This is a genomic window from Streptomyces sp. NPDC054796, from assembly GCF_053611545.1.
Genome location: NZ_JBSHAO010000003.1, coordinates 105,695 through 123,109, shown reverse-complemented (window position 1 = coordinate 123,109; position 17,415 = coordinate 105,695). Strand labels below are relative to the sequence as shown.

Sequence of the window (17,415 nt, the reverse complement as noted above, 5' to 3'; positions counted from 1 at the left end):
GAAGGCTGCGTCGACCGCCGAACCTGTTACCGGGTAATGCCGGCGTAGGGAGTGGGTCTCATGACCACGCAGGACGCACGCACGCCTGCCACCACTGAGGAGCGGACGGAGTCCGCCACGGCCGACGGGGGCGCGGAGCAGCAGCCGCGCCGGATCGGCTGGCACAAGGGTTACGTGGAAGGATCGCGCCCGGACATCCGGGTCCCGGTCCGGCGCGTGCACCTCACCAACGGCAACGACGTGACGCTCTACGACACGTCGGGGCCGTACACCGACCCCCAGATCGACACCGACGTCCGTCGCGGACTGGCCCCGCTGCGGCAGAACTGGATCATCGAGCGGGGCGACACCGAGGAGTACGCGGGCCGTGAACTGCGGCCCGAGGACGACGGGCTCAAGCACACCTCGCCGCGCGGCGGGCTGCGCAACCTCGACGCGGTCTTCCCGGGCCGCCCCCGCCAGCCCCGGCGCGGCCGGGAGGGCGCGGGCCCCGACGGGAAGCGGGCCTCGGTCTCCCAACTGGCGTACGCCAAGCGGGGGGAGATCACGCCGGAGATGGAGTACGTCGCCGTACGCGAGAAGTGCTCGCCCGCCTTCGTGCGCGACGAGATCGCGGCGGGCCGCGCCGTCCTCCCGGCCAACGTCAACCACCCGGAGACCGAGCCGATGATCATCGGCAAGAACTTCCTGGTGAAGGTGAACGCCAACATCGGCAACTCCGCCGTCACCTCCTCCATCGAGGAGGAGGTCGAGAAGATGACCTGGGCGACCCGCTGGGGTGCCGACACGGTCATGGACCTCTCGACGGGCCGCAACATCCACACCACGCGCGAGTGGGTGCTGCGCAACTCCCCCGTCCCCATCGGCACCGTCCCCCTCTACCAGGCGCTGGAGAAGGTCGACGGCAAGGCCGAGGAGCTGAGCTGGGAGGTCTACAAGGACACCGTCATCGAGCAGTGCGAGCAGGGCGTCGACTACATGACGGTCCACGCGGGTGTGCTGCTGCGCTATGTGCCGCTGACGGCCCGCCGCAAGACCGGGATCGTCTCGCGGGGCGGCTCGATCATGGCCGCCTGGTGTCTGGCGCACCATCAGGAGAGCTTCCTCTACACGCACTTCGCGGAGCTGTGCGACATCCTGCGCACGTACGACGTCACCTTCTCGCTCGGTGACGGGCTGCGCCCCGGCTCGATCGCCGACGCCAACGACGAGGCGCAGATGGCCGAGCTGGACACCCTCGGCGAGCTGAACCGCATCGCCAAGGCGCACGACGTGCAGACCATGATCGAGGGCCCGGGGCATGTCCCGATGCACAAGATCAAGGAGAACGTGGACCGCCAGCAGGAGGTCTGCGAGGAGGCACCCTTCTACACCCTGGGCCCCCTCACCACGGACATCGCGCCCGCCTACGACCACATCACGTCGGGCATCGGTGCCGCGATGATCGGCTGGTGGGGTACGGCGATGCTCTGCTACGTCACGCCGAAGGAGCACCTCGGGCTGCCGGACCGCGACGACGTGAAGACCGGCGTCATCACGTACAAGATCGCGGCCCACGCCGCCGACCTGGCCAAGGGCCACCCCGGGGCGCAGGACTGGGACGACGCGCTCTCGGACGCGCGGTTCGAGTTCCGCTGGGAGGACCAGTTCAACCTGGCCCTCGACCCGGACACGGCCCGCTCCTTCCACGACGCGACACTCCCGGCCGAGCCCGCGAAGACGGCGCACTTCTGCTCGATGTGCGGGCCGAAGTTCTGTTCGATGAAGATCAGCCGCAGCATCACCGAGCAGTTCGGCTCGGACCAGGACGGCACGCTCAGCGAGGAGGAGGTCAGGGCGGGCATGCTCGCGAAGTCGGAGGAGTTCGCGGCGGCGGGCAACAAGGTCTATCTGCCGATGGCCGACTGAGGCGACGGGCGAAGTGCTTTTATCAGACCATTGACGCCATCTCGGGGAAATCTCATAAAAGCCCCGTGGCTTGTGGGAAATACACCTCCGACAACGGGCACATTGTCCGTGCTCCATTTCCCGTCGGAAGGCTTTCCCCATGCGTTCTGTCGCTCGCCCCATCATCGTCGGTGTCGCCGTTCTGGGTCTCGCCGGTTTCGGCGCGGTCTCCGCTCACGCCGGTGAGGGCCCGCACCACGGCCACAGCTGCTGCAAGACGGTCAACAAGAAGAACACGGAGATCGAGGACAACGACCGGGTCATCAGCAAGTCCATCCTCTTCGGCGGCATGGACCTGGACTGATCCGGCACGATCCACCACCTTCGGTCCTGGGCCGTCCGCCACGGCGGCGGCCCGGTGACCGGCCAGGGCACCAAAGGCCCCACCCGTTCGCGGGTGGGGCCTTGGCGTGCGCGGGTGCCCCCCACACGCGCGGGCGGTTCGAGGCTCCCCCCTCATGCCTCGAACCGCCGGGCGGTTCAACGCGCGAAGAACCGCGCGTACAAGGCTAGTTGACCCAGCGTCAGTGTCCAATCACAGTATCGACACAGACCTATCGGAATACTTATCGTTGCCGCACTGTCAGTGACCGAAGTGAGGGTCATCCCTACCGGGTGGCCGCCCGGAGGCGCTATGGATCTGGCCCTGCTGCGCACGTTCCTCGCGGTGCACAGGGCCGGGTCGTTCACCCGCGCCGCCGCTCTGCTGGGGCTTTCGCAGCCCGCCGTGACCGGACAGATCAGGAGCCTGGAGCGACAGTTGGGCAGGCCGCTGTTCCTGCGGCAGGCGCGCGGCGTGACGCCGACCACCGTGGGGGAGGAGCTGGCGCACAAGGTCGCGCCGCACCTCGACGCGCTGCTGGAGATCACCGAGAGCGGGCTCGACGAGGACTCCGCGCAGCGGACCCTGCATCTGACGGGCCCGCCCGAGTTCACCTCGCTGCGCGCGCTGCCGGCGCTCGCCCCGCTGGTCGAGCACGGCCTGACGCTGCGCATCGCGTTCGGCCCGGCCGAGGAGAGCCTCAACGGGCTCGCCGCCGGGCACCACGACATCGCCATCAGCACCCACCGCCCGCGCGGCGAACTGCTCACGGCCACGCCGCTGTGCGACGAGGAGCACGTGCTCGTGGCCGCGCCCCGCTGGGCGGCCCGGCTGGGCGGGCCCGCCGTCGTACGGGCGAAGGGGGCGCGGTCGCTGGAGCGGGTGCCCGTCATCTCCGTGCACGAGAGCATGCCGCTGCTGACGCGCTACTGGAGCACCGTCTTCGACACCCCGCCCACCGCGTCGGGCGCGGTGATCGCGCCGGATCTGCGCGCGGTGCTCCAGTGCGTGACGGCGGGCGCGGGGATGGCGGTGCTGCCGCGCTATCTGTGCACGGACGCGCTCGACGCGGGCGAGGTCGTGGCGCTGCACGATCCGCCGGTGCCGCCGCTGCGCACGTACTTCCTGTCCGTACGGGTCGGGACTCTTGCCCATCCGCACATCGCCCGCGCCCACGAATGGCTGCTGCGCGCGGCAGGTGACTGGTGACCGGTGGCCGGGCCCGGCGAGGGGCCGGGTGTGGGGCGCGGCGGCGTGGGGCGTGGGGCGGTCTCGTCGCGACGGAGAGCGCGCGGGCGCGTAGCCGCACGTCCGCGCGGCGCGGAGGCCGGGTTTGATCCTCCGCCGGACGGGCGAAACCTCATCCATGGCCCAAGAGCGTCCCGTGGTCAAGCGCACCGCACGCGCCATCCTCCTCGATGGTGACGAGAGCCGTGCGGGCCGCATACCGTCCCCCGACTCCCCGCTCCGCTCCCCCGGCGCCGAGGCCGCGCCCCCTCCCGATCTGATCCTCATCAAGCGGACCAAGCCGGGCCGCGAGCCGTACTGGATCACTCCGGGCGGCGGCGTCGAGCCGGACGTGGACGCCACCGTCGTCGAAGCGCTGCACCGCGAAGTGGACGAGGAACTGGGCGCGAAGGTCACCGACGTGGTGCCCGCCTTCGTCGACACCGTCCACCACTCCGCGCACCACGCGGCGCACGGCGTGAAGGTGCAGCACTTCTTCGTGTGCCGTCTCGCCTCGATGGACCTCTCGCGTCGGCACGGGCCCGAGGTCGAGGAGCCGTGCGGGGAGTACGAGATCGTGCGGGTCCCGTTCACGCGCGAGGGCATCGCCTCGGTCGAGGTGGTGCCGCCTTCGCTGCGCGACTATCTCGACGCCAACATCGAGGGCGTCAAGGCCCTCCTCGCGCCCGACCTGGGCTGACGGCCGGACGCCCGCACCTGGTGGGCGGGGCCGGCCGTCAGCCGAACCAGCCCTGGAACGGTGTCGTCCGTTCCGCTTCCGCGGCTCTGCGCTGTGCCTCGGCCAGCGCGCGCTGCGCTTGCTGCCGCCACGCCTCGGGGTCGGTGGGCGGGGACGCGGGTGCGGGTGCGGGTGCGGGTGCGGACGCCGGGGCGGAGCGGGGCGGGGACGCCGGCCTCGGCAGCGTCAGCGGAAGCGTCTCGGGGGCCGACGTGAGCTGGGGCTGCTGCGCCCCGGACGGTGCCGGTTGCTCGGGCCGCAGCGGAGGAGGCGTCTGCTGCTGCGCCTGGACCAGGTCCGGAGGCGGGCTCTGCGGCAGGCCGCCGCTGACGGTCCCGTTCACGGGCTGCGGCTCGGGAGGCGCGGGTGCGGGCTCGGGATCCGTCGCTGGCACTGGTGCTGGTGCTGGTGCCGTCGGCGCGCTCCTGCGGTGCTTCCGCTCGCCACCGTTCCGGCCGCCGCGCGCGGCGCCGAAGAAGTCGCCGCCCTTGCGCTTGTAGTCGTCGGTGCCCCAGTCGCGCGCGGTGCGCTTCGGCGCCTTCTGGAGGTGCGGGATGTGCTTGGCGCAGTGGATGTACGCCTCCTCCACCTCGACCCTCACCCACAGTTGCGCCCGCCGCCCGGGTACCGGGTCGGAGGGGAGGTCCGGGTGCCAGGCCCGTATCTCGGCGTCCTCCACCAGCTCGGCACGGCCGTTGATGTGCAGTCCGATGCGGGCCTGTACGAAGTCGATCAGCATGATGCCCAGGTGCGGGTTCTCCTGGATGTTGCCGAGGCTGGCGTGCACGCCGTTGCCCCGGTACTCGGGAAAGACGAGGGTGCGCTCGTCCAGTACGCGCAGGAAACCCGCCGGGCCCGCGCGGAAGCTGCTGTCGCATTCGCCGTTGCGGTCGGAGGTGGCGAGGAAGAACATCTCCTGGCGCTGTGTGAACTCCCGCATCCGCGCGTTCAGATGGTCCAGCACCTGGTCGTCGTAGAAGCGCGCGGCCCGCTCGGCCGTGCCCAGCCGCTCCTGGAGCGCGTGCTCGCCGTCGCTGCCAGGCCGTCGGACCGCGTCACGGGCGTACGCGCCGGGGCCAGGGTCGTCGTGGCCCCTCGCCTCCTGCGCGCCCTGCGGCGCGTCACGCACGTCGTCCGCGCCCGTGTGGGCGCGCTCCGGGCCGTACCCGTGCCCGGCCTCGTGCCCCGGCTCGTGCCCTGCTGCCTCAGCGTCTGCCACGCCGCTTCCTTCCCCGCTCGCGCTCGTCCTCGTACCGTCCAGTGCCCGTGCGTCTGTGCCCGTGCCCGTGCCCGTGCCCGCCTAGTCTGCGGTGGCGACGAGTTCGTCGAGGGAATCGTGCCGGATCCGGTGGGTGGGGATACCGGCCCCCACCAGAGCGTCCACACCGCTGCGGATCATTCCTGGCGGCCCGGACAGATAGCCGTCGTAGGAGCCCCACGGCCCGTACTGGCGCACCGCGTCGGGGAGCTGGCCCGCCAGCGAGCGCGCCGAGGAGGGTCCGGCGCGGCCGTCGGAGATGACGGGGCGCACCGACAGCCATCTGTGCTGTTTCTCCAGGCGGATCATGGTGTCCAGGTCGTAGAGGTCGTAGTCGCTGCGCGCACCGTAGAAGACCTCGACGGGCCGCGCCCTGCCGTGCTGCGCCACGTCCTCGATCAGCGCCTTGATGGGCGCGATGCCCGTACCGCCGCCGAGGCACAGGAGGCCGCTGTCGCTGGCGTGGTTCACCGTCATCGTGCCACCGGGCGGCCCGAGCCTGATCACGTCCCCTGGCCGGGCCCTGTGCACCAGCGCGCTGGAGACCCAGCCGGCGGGGACGGCCTTGACGTGGAAGGTGAGCAGCCCGTCGGCGCGTGGCGAGGAGGCGAAGGAGTAGTGCCGCCACACGCGCGGCCACCAGGGCGTCTCGACGCTGGTGTACTGCCCGGCGAGGAAGGGGTACGGCTGGTCGGGCCGCACGGTGAGCACCGCGATCTGCGGGGTGCGCTGCTCGTGCGAGACGACCTCGGCGTTCCACCAGGCGGGCGCGCGGTGTTCGTCGTCGGCCGCCGCGTCGATCATCACCTGCGAGATGGTGGTGTACGCGCGCACCCACGCGCCCTCGGTCTCGTCGTCCCATGTGCGCGTCGCGTACTGGGAGAGGGCGCCGAGCAGGCATTCGCCGACCGCCGGGTAGTGCTCGGCGCGCGTCCCGTACTTCCGGTGCCCCCGGCCGAGGTGGGAGAGGTACTCGGTGAGCGTGTCGATGTCGTCGACCAGCTTCACGGCCGTCAGCAGCGCCCTGAAGAGGCGGTCGCGCTGGGTGTCCATGGACGCGGGGAAGAGGTCGCGCAACTGGGGGTGCTGGACGAAGAGGAGGGCGTAGAAGTACGCGGTGACCGCGTCCGCCGAGGGCTCGATCTCGTCCATCGTGCGGCGGATGAGGAGCGCGTCGCGCGAGGGCTCGCGCACGCCGGCGCTCGTCGCGGCGTTCGTGGCGGAGGCTGCCGGGCCGTCCGTCGACGAGGCCGCGCGGGGAAGCGGCACCGACGGCTGCGCGGGCGGGGGCGCCTGGCCCGGACGCTGGGCCTCCGTGACGTCGCGGGCGGGCGCGGATGCGGACGCGGGTCCGGACGCCTGCGCGGGTACGGGGGTGGACGCGAGCGCCTGCGCCGGGGCGTGCGCGGCGGCTTGGGCGCGCGGTGCCTGGCCTTCGGCGGCGCGGGAGTGCTCGGGGGACGCCTGGCCGCGGGACTGCTCGGGCACGCGGCGCGCGGGCGGTTCGGGCGCGTGCGGCCCTGTCCTCGAGGCGGGCGCGCCGGTCGGCAGGGGCACCCCGGCCGAGGCGGACGCCGGGCCCGGCGCACCCGTACCCGTATCCGTCCCCTGCTCCGGTCCCGGCGCCCTGCGGGCACGCTCGGCACCGGAGCCGACGGGACGTATCGCGCTCACAGGGCGGCTCGGTATCTCCCCGCCGTCGAGCTCGCGTTCACGTTCGCGCTCACCCGCGCCCGTGCCCCCCTCACTCTCGGTCCCGTCCTTGGCCTTCGCCGGGGTGAACCATCCCCAGTCGCCGCTTTCACCGCTGCCGCTGTCATCGGCGGACGCCCCGTTACCGGCTGACGTGGTGGTCATGGTCTGCCTCGCCTCGAACATCTTCCGGACAGTCTGCACACTTCCGCAATCGGAACGTGTCGGTAATTCGACCCCCTGTGACACTGCGACATCGGCCGTGGATTCCGTAACCGCCCGATGCGGAGTCGACCATACCGTTATGGCTTCACTGCACAAGTCCCGTCCACGGTTCCAGCGAATTCCGTGATTCGGGCCACTAAGCGGAGAATTACCGCCCGTAACAGACGAGTCCGTATGCCTCCCGAAGATCACGACCGCTGTACTTGTGCGAGGCGATACCGCTGACGTGCCGGTCCGCATTGACGGCCACGGAGACCGGCACCGTCGCGAACAGCTCGGCGTCCGAGAGCGAATCGCCGTAAGCCACGCAGTCCGACCTCCGCACCCCGAATTTCGCGCAGAGTTCGTCCGCGATCTTGACCTTGGCGGCGGGCGACAGAATCCCGGCGGGGTCCAGCGGTTCGCGGAACGGAACCTCCGGCCACCGGGAACCATAAGCCGCGTCCGCACCCCACGCCAGCAGCCTGCTGACAAAGAAATCCGGCGACAGCGAGATGACCGCACAACGCTCCCCGCGCGCCCGGATATCCCGCCACACTTCGCGGATGCCATCGAGCCACGGCGCCCCCTCGAACGCGGCGGAGACATGCGCGTCCGTCAACTCGTCCCACAGGTCGCGGGCGCGGGCCGCGAAGCCGGGCGGGGTCAGCTCCCCCGCAGCGAAGTCCCGTTCCAGCTCCCGGATCTCGCGCTCCAGACCGAGCTGCCTGGCGATCTCCACGGAGGCGGCGGAGCCGTGGATCAGCGTTCCGTCGAGGTCGAAGAGATGCAGCCGGGTCGATCGCGTCATGGGGGTGATGGTAGAGGCGTGCGGGGCGTGCTCTCACCCGTCTTCTTGCAGAGGCGTACAGAGACGTACAGCGGCGTACTCGCCCCCGAGTACGCGCGGATACTCCCGCCGTCAGACGCGCACCCGTGCGCGTGTCAGCAGGGTGGGGAGCATGAAACCTCTCTCGCGGCCCGTGCGCAGAGCCGCCCTCGTCGTCCACGTCGTCGTCTCCGTCGCCTGGCCCGGCATCTCCCTGTGCCTGCTCGCGCTCGGCGTCGCCGGTGCGCTGTCCCCGCCGTCGTCCGACGAGGCCGCGGCGGCCTACGGCTCCATGCGCGTCTTCGGCGACTGGCTGCTGGCACCCATCGCGCTGACGTCGCTGCTGTCCGGGCTCGTGCTGTCGCTGGGGACGCCGTGGGGGCTGGCGCGGTACCGGTGGGTGTACGCGAAGTTCTGGCTCACGCTCGCCGCGACCCTGATGACGCTCCTCGCGTTCCGTCCCGCCGTCCAGGACGCCGCAGCGCTCAGCGCCGAGGGCGGCACGGTCAGGGCAGCCGGGATGATCGCGCCGCCCGTCGTGTCGCTGACCCTGTACGTCTTCCTGACCGCGATCTCGGTGCTCAAGCCCTGGGGCCCGACGCGCAGGGGCCGCCGCCTGCGCGAGGCGGCACGCGGGGCACGTGGGGCAGGCGCCGCACGCCGGGCAGGCGGAGCCCGGACGGCACACGTCGCACGGGAACGGGAGGACGGCCGGGCGGTGACGCGCGAGAAAGCAGGCGCGGAAGATCGCGCGTATGACCGAAATTCGGTGGAAGCGGACCCCGCTCATCAGACAGCCTGACCCCGTGACCACGTCGTCTTCCCCCACCTCAGCAGCCGCGCTCACGGGGCTCCCCGTCCGCAGGCTCTCCGTCGCCGATCTCGCCGCGTGTGCCGACCTCGCCGAGGACAGGGGCTGGGCGCGGGAGGAGCACAAGTGGCGGCTGCTGCTCACGGCCGGGCAGGGGTACGGCGTGGACGCGCCCCCCGGCGATCAGGGCGGCGGCCTCATCGGCGTCTACGTCCTCACCTCGTACGGGAACGAGTTCACCTGCGTCAGCATGGTCCTGGTCGCCGAGCGCCACGCACGGCGCGGGCTCGGGCGCAGGCTGATGGAGCACGCGCTCGCGGAGTCCGGTGGCCTGCCGTGCTTCCTTTCGGCCACCGTGTACGGCCGCCCCCTCTACGAGCAGTTGGGCTTCACGGCCGTCGGCAGCATCGTCACCCTGCGGGGCCACTTCTCCGGCTTCCCCGGCTTCTCCGGGGCGGGCGACTCGGCCGACGAGCCCGCCTCCGTCGTCCCCGTGCGCCGCGCCACGGCCGCCGACCTCCCGTCGATCATCGCGCTCGACGCGCCCGCCTTCGGCACGGACCGCACCGAACTGCTCGCCCGCCTCCCCGCCTTCGCCGACCGCCTCATCGTCGCCGAGACCGCACACGGCACGCTCACCGGCTTCGCCGCGGCCTGGCCCAACACGCACGAGACAGTGCTGGGCCCCGTCGTCGCCGAGGACCTCCCCACAGCGCAGGCCCTCATCGCCGATCTCGGCACCCACGCACCGGGCCGCATCCGCTTCGACGTCGACTCCCGCCACCCCGAACTCGACGGGTGGCTCCGCGCCCACGGCCTCTCCGGCGACTTCACCTGCACCCTCATGGTCCACTCGGCCCCGGACATCCCCGGCGACATCACCCGCCGCTTCGCGCCCTACTCCGTAGCCCTGGGCTGAAGCGCGCGCCCCGCTGAGGAACGCGCCACCACGAGCCCAGCCACGCACCCCGCGCGGCCGACACGCTCCGCCACCCCGACGACGCGGGACCGACGCGGAGCGACCACGATCCGCGCAACCCCGTCGCGGCAGCAGTTGCCCCCCCCACCACCAGCCCACTCCCTGCGCACCCACCGCACTCCCCCCGTAGCCGGCCAAGGCCACCCCAGCCGAACCCGACCCGCAGCCGGGCACGGCGGCGAACCGCACCAGCGACGCACCGCGTCACAGCGCACCCCGTACCGCGTCGCACCCACCTCCGCAGGCCCCGTGTGGGCCCGGAACACGGGGCGTAGGCTGCCGATCATGAGCACTGCGCCTTCGTCACCGTCGTCACCCTCGCGTCCCGCGCCGGACGCGGGCTCCGCGCCGCCGCTCACCATGCGCCGCGCGACTCCCGAGGACCTCCCGGCCATCGTCGGCATGCTCGCCGACGACCATCTGGGCGCCGAGCGCGAGTCCCCCGACGAACCGGCCGTGTACCGCGCCGCCTTCGACCGGCTGGACAAGGACCCCAACCAGCACCTGGTGGTCGCGGAACGCGACGGCGCCACGGTCGGCACCCTCCAGCTCACCGTCATCCCCGGCCTGTCGCGGCGCGGTTCGACGCGCGCGCTGATCGAGGCCGTACGCGTGCACACCGACGCGCGCGGCGACGGCCTCGGCACCCGGCTCATCGAGTGGGCCATCGAGGAGTCGCGCCGTCAGGGCTGCGTCCTGGTCCAGCTCACGTCCGACGCCACCCGCGTCGACGCGCACCGCTTCTACGAGCGGCTGGGTTTCGAAGCCTCGCACCTGGGCTTCAAGATGATGCTCTGAGCGCGCACCACGGCTCCGCCCCGTACGTCACGACACGTCACGTCACGTCACGTCAGCCCGATGAGGATCACGCCCCATGGACAGCACACTCGCGGTCGTACTCGCCATCGCCGTCGTCGGCTTCGGTCTCGTCCTGGGCGGCATGGAGAACCAGCGGCGCCGTACCGACCGCCGCATCGCCCGCACCGAGCGCAGGCTCGACCAGGCGCTGAGCCACCTGGGCATCGACGACTCCGACCCGCGCCTCCAGGAGGTGCGCGAACTGGCGCTGAGCGGGAAGAAGATCAAGGCGATCAAGCGCTACCGCGAGGTGACCGGCGCGGATCTGGTCGAGGCCAAGGAAGCGGTCGAGCGCATCCCCGGCGTCCCCCGCTGACCTTCGGTCAGGGCACCGGGCACGAGAGCCCGCGCTCCCTCGGCCACTCCCTCAGCCCTGGCCCTGCTCAGCCTCGTCCGCCTCGTGCGGCAGCAGCGGGAACAGGCGGCTGATGAGGGCCACGGGTCGGGCGTCCTCGGGCCGGGCCAGGGGGCGGTGTTCGCGGTCCTGGTAGGGGGCGAGCGCCCGTCGTACGGCGTCCGCGACCCGCCCCATCTCCTCGGGCGTCAGATAGGCGACGGCGCTGAACGCCTCGTCGCGACGCCACTCCGGCGGCGCCTCCGCACGCTGCGCGAGCCAGCGCTGCCAGCTCTCGTCCTCCAGCCCCCGCGCCAGATCACCGAGCCCGTCGCCGCCCACACCCGTCGTCGCTGCGCCGCCGTCCCGCCGCCGCAGCCGCCAGGGCCGCGCGCGGCCTCCGTTGTGCGGGGCTTCCTCGATGTACCCGTGCCGCGCGAGCTGGCGCAGGTGGAACGAGCAGAGCCCGGAGCTGTATCCCAGCCGCCCCGCGGCCTCGGTCGCCGTGACGGCGCCGACCTCCGCGAGCAGGTCCAGCAGCGCGGTGCGGACCTCGTGCTCGGGCAGCCCATCGCCGACGCCTGTACCCGTACCGGCCTCGGGAGAGGTGGAGAGGTCGTCTTCAGTCACTTTGCAAAGTCTGCTACTTTGCAAAGCCCTTGGCAAGCCGCCGAGGCACATGAGGCGTATGAGACGTACGAGACATGTACGGAAGGGGAGCCAGCCATGTCCGCTCGTCGAGAGCAACCGCGTCCCGTCGACCGCCGGGTCCGCGTACAGGGCCGCCCCGTCGACGCGTACCCCGCGCTGCCCCCGGAGGCGGAGCGCGGTTCGGTGCGCCGGATCACGGAGGTGGGCGAGGAGGTCCTGAGCCGCCCGTGCCGGGAGGTGACCGCGTTCGGGACCCCGGAGCTGTCGGCGCTGATCGACGACATGTTCCTGACGATGCACGTGGCCGACGGCGCCGGGCTCGCCGCCAACCAAGTGGACGTCGGCCTGCGGCTGTTCGTCTACGACTGCCCGGACGACGACGGGATCCGGCACGTCGGTCACCTCGTCAATCCCGTGCTGGACCCGCCGGAGCCGGGCAGCCGCCGCCTCGTCGACGAGTTCGAGGGCTGCCTGTCCGTGCCCGGCGCGGCCATGACGGTTCCGCGCACGGACCGCACCGTCGTGCGCGGCCTCGACAAGCACGGCGAACCCCTCGTCATCGAGGGGACGGGGTACTTCGCGCGGTGCCTGCAACACGAGGTCGATCACCTCCTCGGCCACACCTACCTCGACCGGCTCTCGAAGCGGGACCGCAAGGACGCGCTGCGGCAGATGTCGGACCGCCGTGACGACGTCTTCGCGCGACGCGCGACCAAGGCGACGGCCCTGGGCCACTGACCCCGGCCGCCGAGAGGACTCCGCTCCGGCCGCTCCGGAATACCCGGCTCCGCGCGGGGGTTCAGGTGAGGCGCCCCCAGGGCCCCTCCCGAGCACGGGCGCGCGAACGAAGACCGCGCGAGCGAAGACCAGGTGAGAGATGAAGTCCGTCGTCCGGACAACGGCCGGTGACCCCGACGTCCTGCGGCTCGTCGAGCGGCCCGTCCCCGAGCCGGGCCCCGGCGAGGTACGGGTCCGTGTGCGCGTCTCGGGCGTCAACCCCACCGACTGGCGCACCCGCAGGCGTCCACTGGCGCCCGGCATCGACGAGCAGGTGCCCCACCAGGACGGCGCCGGGGTCATCGACGCCGTCGGCCCGCGGGTGGACCCGGCGCGGGTCGGGCAGCGGGTGTGGATCTGGGAGGCCGCGTGGGAGCGGCCGTGGGGCACGGCGCAGCAGTACACGCTCGTCCCCGACGCGCACGCCGTCGCCCTCCCCGGACACGCCTCGTTCGCGCTCGGCGCGGCCCTGGGCATCCCGGCGCTGACGGCGCACCGCGCGCTGACCGTCCAGGACCGCGGCCCCGGACGGCTCGCGCCCGGCAGCCTCGACGGCGCGACGGTGCTGGTGGCGGGCGGTGCCGGGGCTGTCGGCAACGCGGCCGTGCAGCTCGCGCGCTGGGCCGGGGCACGCGTGGTCACCACCGTCAGCGGCCCAGCCAAGGCGGCACTGGCGCACGCGGCCGGTGCGCACCACGTCGTCGACTACCGCGCGCAGGACGCGGCCACGGAGATCCTGGCCTTCGCGCCCGGAGGCGTCGACATCGTCGTGGAGGTCGCGCCGGGCGCCAACTCCGCGCTCGACCTCGCGGTGGCCGCGCGGGGCGCCGTGGTGGCCTACTACGCGGGCGGCGAGGACGAGCACCTGTCCGTCCCGGTGCTCGCCACGCTGTCGGCGAACTTGCGCTGGCAGAGCGTCTTCGTCTACACCGTGCCGGACGCGGCGAAGCGGCAGGCGGTCGCCGATGTCGCGGCGGCCGTGGAAGCGGGCGCGCTGCGCGTCGGCGAGGAGGCCGGGCTGCCGCTGCACCGGTTCCCGCTGGAGCACGCCGTCGAAGCGCACACCGCGCTGGAACAGGGCGTCGTCGGCAAGATCCTGCTCGACGTGCCCTGACGCCGACGGGGGGTCGGGCCCGGCCCGGACCGGGCCGGATCCGACCAGGTTGCCCCGTCAGTCGAGCAGCTCGGCGAACATGCCGGGCTCGTAGGAGCCTCCCCGCTGGTGCACGATCACGGCGAGCCGGTTGGCCGCGTTGATCATGGCGACCAGGCAGACGAGCGCGGCGGTCTGGTCGTCGTCGTAGTGCTTGCGCACCTGGGCCCAGGTCTCGTCGGACACGCCCTGGTGCGCGTCGGCGATCCTGGTGCCCTCCTCGGCGAGCGCCAGCGCGGCCCGCTCGGCCTCCGTGAACACCGTCGCCTCGCGCCAGGCGGCGACCAGGTGGAGCCGCACCGGGCTCTCCCCGGCGGCCGTGGCGTCCTTGGTGTGCGCGTCGATGCACCAGCCGCAGCCGTTGATCTGGCTGGCGCGCAGCGCCATCAGCTCCTGCGTGGACTTCGGCAGCGTCGACTGCTGGATCGGCATGCCGGCGTTGGCGAACCGCTTGCTGAACTTCTTGCCGAGCTCGTTCCCGAACATGTTGAACCGGGCGTCCATGGCGTCGTCCTCACTCGTGGTCTCCTACGGGACGAACACGAGATGCCGCGCCGCCGCCCCCTGTGACGGGTCGCCCGTGTGACGTGCGCCACCGCGCAGGAGTGTCACAACGGCACGGGCACCGGCGTCTTGTGCGCGTGACAGCGCGCGTGACAGCGCCGGGAGCGAGCGGACAGGGGCAGCCGATGAGGAACGCACACGGGGAGCGCGAGGAGCACGGGCGGCACGGGGAGCGCACGGGGCCTGCCGACGACGGACGCGCGGACACCGGAGGCGCCGACTCGGCCACCGAGACGTTCGTCGCCCACCGCAACCTGCTCTTCACCGTCGCCTACGAGATGCTCGGCTCCGCCGCGGACGCGGAGGACGTCCTCCAGGAGACCTGGCTGCGGTGGGTGGGCGTCGATCTCGAAACGGTGCGGGACCGGCGCGCGTACCTGGTCCGGATCACCACGCGCCAGGCGCTGAGCCGCCTCCGCACCCTCGGCCGCCGCAAGGAGTCCTACGTCGGCCCCTGGCTTCCCGAGCCGCTGCTCACCGCGCCCGACGTGGCCGAGGACGTCGAGCTGGCCGACAGCGTCTCGATGGCCATGCTCCTGGTGCTGGAGACGCTCGCCCCGACCGAGCGCGCCGTGTTCGTGCTGCGCGAGGTGTTCGACCTCGCCTACGACGAGATCGCCGAGGCCGTCGACAAGAACCCGGCCGCCGTCCGGCAGATCGCCCACCGGGCGCGGGCACACGTCGCGGCGCGCCGCCCGCGCGGAACCGTCACCCCGGCCGAGGCCAAGCACGCGCTCGACGCGTTCCAGCGGGCGACCGAGACCGGCGACCTCCAGGGCCTGCTCGACATCCTCGCGCCGGAAGTCGTCTTCCTCGGCGACGGCGGCGGCATCAAGCAGGCGCTCCCCCGCCCCGTCGTGGGGGCCGACAAGGTGGCCCGCCTGCTGGCCAACGGGCTGAGCAGGCTCTCCGTGGTGGGCTCGCTGCGCCCGGCCCAGGTCAACGGCTACCCGGCGCTGACCCTCCACGTCGACGGCGAGATCGACACCGTCGTGGCGCTGCGCGTCGACGACGGCCTCGTCACCGGCCTCTACGCCGTGCGCAACCCCGAGAAGCTCTCCCACATGCGACGCGCGACCACCCTGCGCCGCGCCGCCCCCTGAGTCAGGGGCGTCGGATCACGGCATGAGGGGGAGCTTTCCGACGATCTTGTCGACGCGGTTACGGGGGCCGACGATGCTGATCGCGCAGTAGTCCAGGTCCTCCGTCCGGCTCTTGCCCACCTCGTCGGCGAAGTCGTTGTAGACGCGGGTGCTCTGGGCCGCGACGGGGACGTCGGCGACGAAGGTGTCGGCGCGGGAGGCCGCCTTGGCGCGGAGAGTGCGCAGCGTGGCGGCGTCGGCGGTGAGCACCGAGCAGCCCGTCCAGGGCAGCCCCGGGTGCACGGTCCCCTCCCCGTCGGCCACCCCGTGGCCCAGCAGCCCAGAGACCGCGGCGACCGTGGGCGCCGCGGCGCAGATGGCGGCGTTGGCAGCGCGCCCGGACGGCAGCGCGGTGTCGACGACCACGACCCACTTCAGCCGCACCTGGCGGGTGGAGAGGCCGAAGTCCAGCTCCTCGGGCGCGAAGCCCACCGATGTCGTCGCACCAGACGCGTTCTCCACGGACTCGACAGACATGCGCTCGCTCCTACGGGTCATTCTTTCGTGCGTTCTTGGCCGCCGAGGCTAGGCAGGAGTCCGGCTCCATGCACCGGCGACCGCACATCATTCGGCGTACAGTCGGTTCTGTGGAACTTGATGCGCTGGACCTGGCCCTGCTGCGGGAGCTTCAGAACGATGCACGGCAGACCAACCGCGACCTCGCCGCCAAGACCGGGGTCTCGCCCTCCACCTCGCTGGAGCGGGTGCGGCTGCTCCGCGAGCGCGGCGTGATCACCGGCTACCACGCGGCCCTGGACCTCGACGCGGCAGGCCGTCCCCTCCAGGCCCTCATCTCGGTACGCATCCGGCCCCCGGCCCGCGCCGTCATCGAGGGCTTCCGGGAGTGGGCGGCGCGGCTGCCCGAGGTGATCGGCCTGTTCGTCACCTCGGGCAGCCACGACTTCCTCCTCCACATCGCCGTACCGGACGTGGACGGTGTGTACGCCTTCGTCATCGACCGGCTCACCGAACGCCGCGAAGTCGCCGACGTACAGACCACGATGGTCTACGAGCACGTCCAGTCCCGCCGCATCGAGCCGACGGGCCCCGCACGCGCCCACCCCCGTGCCGGGAGCCCCGGGAACATCGCGGGAGGCGGATGAGTTGCGAGCTGGAGTCAGTCGCCCCTCGTCAGCCCAGGAAAGGAAGAACGTGCCCACCACGTCACTGCGGATTCCCACCCCGGACGGCCAGGCCGACGCCTTCGCCGCCTACCCCGACGGGGGCGAGCGGCACCCGGGCGTGCTGCTGTACCCGGACGCCTTCGGCGTGCGGCCCGTGCTGGAGAGGATGGCCGGTGAGCTGGCCGGGCACGGGTACTACGTACTCGTCCCCAACCTCTACTACCGGCACGGCCCGGCACCGGTGGTCGAACTGCCCGAGCACATCGGTGAAGAGGCGCGGCCCGAGGTCTTCGCCCGGCTGATGCCCCTGATCGAGGCGCACACCGCCGAGCGCGTCCTGCGCGACGCCGACGCCTACCTCGACTTCCTCACCGCCAGGGCCGAGGTCTCGGACGGGCCCGTCGGCGTGACCGGCTACTGCCTGGGCGCGGCGCTGGCGCTGCGCACCGCCACCGCCCACCCCGGCAAGGTGGCCGCCGTCGCCGGATTCCACCCCGGCCTCCTGGTCACCGACGCGCCCGACAGCCCGCACCGCTCCGCCCACCGGCTCACCGCCGAGGTCCACCTCGGCCTCGCCGAGGGCGATCTGACGCCCGAGGCCCTGGCGGAGCTGCGCAAGGAACTGGACGCCGCGGGCGTCGGCTACACGACCGAGGTCTACCCCGGCACCGTCCACGGCTTCACCATGTCGGACACCGACGCCTTCGACGCCTCAGGACTCCAGCGCCACTGGGACCGCCTGCTCCCCCTCCTCGCCCGCACCCTGGGCAACGGCTGAGGGCGGCCGGACCCGCCCGCCCTCAC

Annotated in this window: 19 protein-coding genes; 13 read left to right on the top strand and 6 right to left on the bottom strand. The window is 72.4% G+C overall.

Annotated elements, in window-relative coordinates; translation table 11 throughout:
* Positions 1-60 precede the first annotated feature (60 nt).
* From thiC to ACWGJ2_RS03785, 4 genes are all read left to right on the top strand, one after another.
* A complete protein-coding gene (thiC, locus tag ACWGJ2_RS03800; protein ID WP_453344313.1) occupies positions 61-1,908 on the top strand; it encodes a phosphomethylpyrimidine synthase ThiC in 1,848 nt (615 codons plus the stop codon).
* Positions 1,909-2,047: 139 nt separating this feature from the next.
* Entirely contained in the window at positions 2,048-2,251 is a 204-nt protein-coding gene (locus ACWGJ2_RS03795; protein WP_453344312.1) for a hypothetical protein, read from the top strand.
* Between the two features lie 330 nt (positions 2,252-2,581).
* Complete coding sequence (locus ACWGJ2_RS03790; protein WP_453344311.1) at positions 2,582-3,478, top strand: LysR family transcriptional regulator; 897 nt, start codon at positions 2,582-2,584, stop codon at positions 3,476-3,478.
* Between the two features lie 157 nt (positions 3,479-3,635).
* Positions 3,636-4,196 carry an NUDIX domain-containing protein gene (locus ACWGJ2_RS03785; protein ID WP_453344310.1) on the top strand — a complete coding sequence of 187 codons (561 nt, stop codon included), beginning with the start codon at positions 3,636-3,638 and terminating at the stop codon, positions 4,194-4,196.
* A gap of 37 nt (positions 4,197-4,233) precedes the next feature.
* Here the strand turns inward: ACWGJ2_RS03785 and ACWGJ2_RS03780 are convergent, their stop codons facing one another.
* The 3 genes from ACWGJ2_RS03780 to ACWGJ2_RS03770 form a co-directional block, all read right to left on the bottom strand.
* Entirely contained in the window at positions 4,234-5,454 is a 1,221-nt protein-coding gene (locus ACWGJ2_RS03780; RefSeq protein WP_453344309.1) for a pyridoxamine 5'-phosphate oxidase family protein, read from the bottom strand.
* Positions 5,455-5,535: 81 nt separating this feature from the next.
* Positions 5,536-7,350, bottom strand: a complete 1,815-nt coding sequence (locus ACWGJ2_RS03775; protein WP_453344308.1) for a globin domain-containing protein — start codon at positions 7,348-7,350, stop codon at positions 5,536-5,538.
* Positions 7,351-7,558: 208 nt separating this feature from the next.
* Positions 7,559-8,200, bottom strand: a complete 642-nt coding sequence (locus ACWGJ2_RS03770) for an HAD family hydrolase (protein ID WP_453344307.1) — start codon at positions 8,198-8,200, stop codon at positions 7,559-7,561.
* 151 nt (positions 8,201-8,351) lie between these two features.
* On the opposite strand from ACWGJ2_RS03770, the gene ACWGJ2_RS03765 reads away from it, so the two are divergent.
* The 4 genes from ACWGJ2_RS03765 to ACWGJ2_RS03750 all read left to right on the top strand — a co-directional run bounded on the left by ACWGJ2_RS03765 (position 8,352) and on the right by ACWGJ2_RS03750 (position 11,182).
* Complete coding sequence (locus ACWGJ2_RS03765) at positions 8,352-9,020, top strand: DUF2269 domain-containing protein (RefSeq protein ID WP_453344306.1); 669 nt, start codon at positions 8,352-8,354, stop codon at positions 9,018-9,020.
* A gap of 4 nt (positions 9,021-9,024) precedes the next feature.
* Complete coding sequence (locus ACWGJ2_RS03760; RefSeq protein ID WP_453344305.1) at positions 9,025-9,948, top strand: GNAT family N-acetyltransferase; 924 nt, start codon at positions 9,025-9,027, stop codon at positions 9,946-9,948.
* Between the two features lie 420 nt (positions 9,949-10,368).
* The gene (locus ACWGJ2_RS03755; RefSeq protein ID WP_453344471.1) at positions 10,369-10,806 is read left to right on the top strand and encodes an N-acetyltransferase family protein; all 438 of its coding nucleotides are present in this window, start codon (positions 10,369-10,371) and stop codon (positions 10,804-10,806) included.
* A gap of 76 nt (positions 10,807-10,882) precedes the next feature.
* Entirely contained in the window at positions 10,883-11,182 is a 300-nt protein-coding gene (locus ACWGJ2_RS03750; RefSeq protein WP_453344304.1) for a ribosomal protein L7/L12, read from the top strand.
* Between the two features lie 51 nt (positions 11,183-11,233).
* On the opposite strand, the gene ACWGJ2_RS03745 is transcribed toward ACWGJ2_RS03750, so the two are convergent.
* Positions 11,234-11,830 (bottom strand): winged helix-turn-helix domain-containing protein, encoded by a 597-nt coding sequence (locus ACWGJ2_RS03745; protein WP_453344303.1) that lies wholly within the window; start codon positions 11,828-11,830, stop codon positions 11,234-11,236.
* Between the two features lie 96 nt (positions 11,831-11,926).
* On the opposite strand from ACWGJ2_RS03745, the gene def reads away from it, so the two are divergent.
* On the top strand, positions 11,927-12,589 hold the full coding sequence (gene def / locus ACWGJ2_RS03740; protein WP_453344302.1) for a peptide deformylase: 663 nt from the start codon (positions 11,927-11,929) through the stop codon (positions 12,587-12,589).
* A gap of 139 nt (positions 12,590-12,728) precedes the next feature.
* On the top strand, positions 12,729-13,742 hold the full coding sequence (locus ACWGJ2_RS03735; protein WP_453344301.1) for a zinc-binding dehydrogenase: 1,014 nt from the start codon (positions 12,729-12,731) through the stop codon (positions 13,740-13,742).
* Between the two features lie 57 nt (positions 13,743-13,799).
* On the opposite strand, the gene ACWGJ2_RS03730 is transcribed toward ACWGJ2_RS03735, so the two are convergent.
* Complete coding sequence (locus ACWGJ2_RS03730) at positions 13,800-14,285, bottom strand: carboxymuconolactone decarboxylase family protein (protein WP_453344300.1); 486 nt, start codon at positions 14,283-14,285, stop codon at positions 13,800-13,802.
* 185 nt (positions 14,286-14,470) lie between these two features.
* On the opposite strand from ACWGJ2_RS03730, the gene ACWGJ2_RS03725 reads away from it, so the two are divergent.
* The gene (locus tag ACWGJ2_RS03725; RefSeq protein ID WP_453344299.1) at positions 14,471-15,448 is read left to right on the top strand and encodes an RNA polymerase sigma-70 factor; all 978 of its coding nucleotides are present in this window, start codon (positions 14,471-14,473) and stop codon (positions 15,446-15,448) included.
* A 15-nt stretch (positions 15,449-15,463) separates the two neighbouring features.
* On the opposite strand, the gene ACWGJ2_RS03720 is transcribed toward ACWGJ2_RS03725, so the two are convergent.
* Entirely contained in the window at positions 15,464-15,964 is a 501-nt protein-coding gene (locus tag ACWGJ2_RS03720; protein ID WP_453344298.1) for a DUF2000 domain-containing protein, read from the bottom strand.
* A gap of 68 nt (positions 15,965-16,032) precedes the next feature.
* On the opposite strand from ACWGJ2_RS03720, the gene ACWGJ2_RS03715 reads away from it, so the two are divergent.
* Together ACWGJ2_RS03715 and ACWGJ2_RS03710 are read left to right on the top strand one after the other, a co-directional pair.
* Complete coding sequence (locus ACWGJ2_RS03715) at positions 16,033-16,590, top strand: Lrp/AsnC family transcriptional regulator (protein WP_453344297.1); 558 nt, start codon at positions 16,033-16,035, stop codon at positions 16,588-16,590.
* A gap of 49 nt (positions 16,591-16,639) precedes the next feature.
* Positions 16,640-17,389 (top strand): dienelactone hydrolase family protein, encoded by a 750-nt coding sequence (locus ACWGJ2_RS03710; protein WP_453344296.1) that lies wholly within the window; start codon positions 16,640-16,642, stop codon positions 17,387-17,389.
* Positions 17,390-17,415: the final 26 nt, after the last annotated feature.

Excerpts from the sequence above, each read along its gene's own strand:
- thiC (WP_453344313.1), top strand. The coding sequence starts at position 61 with ATGACCACGCAGGACGCACGCACGCCTGCCACCACTGAGGAGCGGACG.
- ACWGJ2_RS03795 (WP_453344312.1), top strand. The coding sequence starts at position 2,048 with ATGCGTTCTGTCGCTCGCCCCATCATCGTCGGTGTCGCCGTTCTGGGT.
- ACWGJ2_RS03790 (WP_453344311.1), top strand. The coding sequence starts at position 2,582 with ATGGATCTGGCCCTGCTGCGCACGTTCCTCGCGGTGCACAGGGCCGGG.
- ACWGJ2_RS03785 (WP_453344310.1), top strand. The coding sequence starts at position 3,636 with ATGGCCCAAGAGCGTCCCGTGGTCAAGCGCACCGCACGCGCCATCCTC.
- ACWGJ2_RS03775 (WP_453344308.1), bottom strand. The coding sequence starts at position 7,350 with ATGACCACCACGTCAGCCGGTAACGGGGCGTCCGCCGATGACAGCGGC.
- ACWGJ2_RS03770 (WP_453344307.1), bottom strand. The coding sequence starts at position 8,200 with ATGACGCGATCGACCCGGCTGCATCTCTTCGACCTCGACGGAACGCTG.
- ACWGJ2_RS03765 (WP_453344306.1), top strand. The coding sequence starts at position 8,352 with ATGAAACCTCTCTCGCGGCCCGTGCGCAGAGCCGCCCTCGTCGTCCAC.
- ACWGJ2_RS03755 (WP_453344471.1), top strand. The coding sequence starts at position 10,369 with ATGCGCCGCGCGACTCCCGAGGACCTCCCGGCCATCGTCGGCATGCTC.
- ACWGJ2_RS03750 (WP_453344304.1), top strand. The coding sequence starts at position 10,883 with ATGGACAGCACACTCGCGGTCGTACTCGCCATCGCCGTCGTCGGCTTC.
- def (WP_453344302.1), top strand. The coding sequence starts at position 11,927 with ATGTCCGCTCGTCGAGAGCAACCGCGTCCCGTCGACCGCCGGGTCCGC.
- ACWGJ2_RS03735 (WP_453344301.1), top strand. The coding sequence starts at position 12,729 with ATGAAGTCCGTCGTCCGGACAACGGCCGGTGACCCCGACGTCCTGCGG.
- ACWGJ2_RS03730 (WP_453344300.1), bottom strand. The coding sequence starts at position 14,285 with ATGGACGCCCGGTTCAACATGTTCGGGAACGAGCTCGGCAAGAAGTTC.
- ACWGJ2_RS03725 (WP_453344299.1), top strand. The coding sequence starts at position 14,471 with ATGAGGAACGCACACGGGGAGCGCGAGGAGCACGGGCGGCACGGGGAG.
- ACWGJ2_RS03720 (WP_453344298.1), bottom strand. The coding sequence starts at position 15,964 with ATGTCTGTCGAGTCCGTGGAGAACGCGTCTGGTGCGACGACATCGGTG.
- ACWGJ2_RS03715 (WP_453344297.1), top strand. The coding sequence starts at position 16,033 with ATGCACCGGCGACCGCACATCATTCGGCGTACAGTCGGTTCTGTGGAA.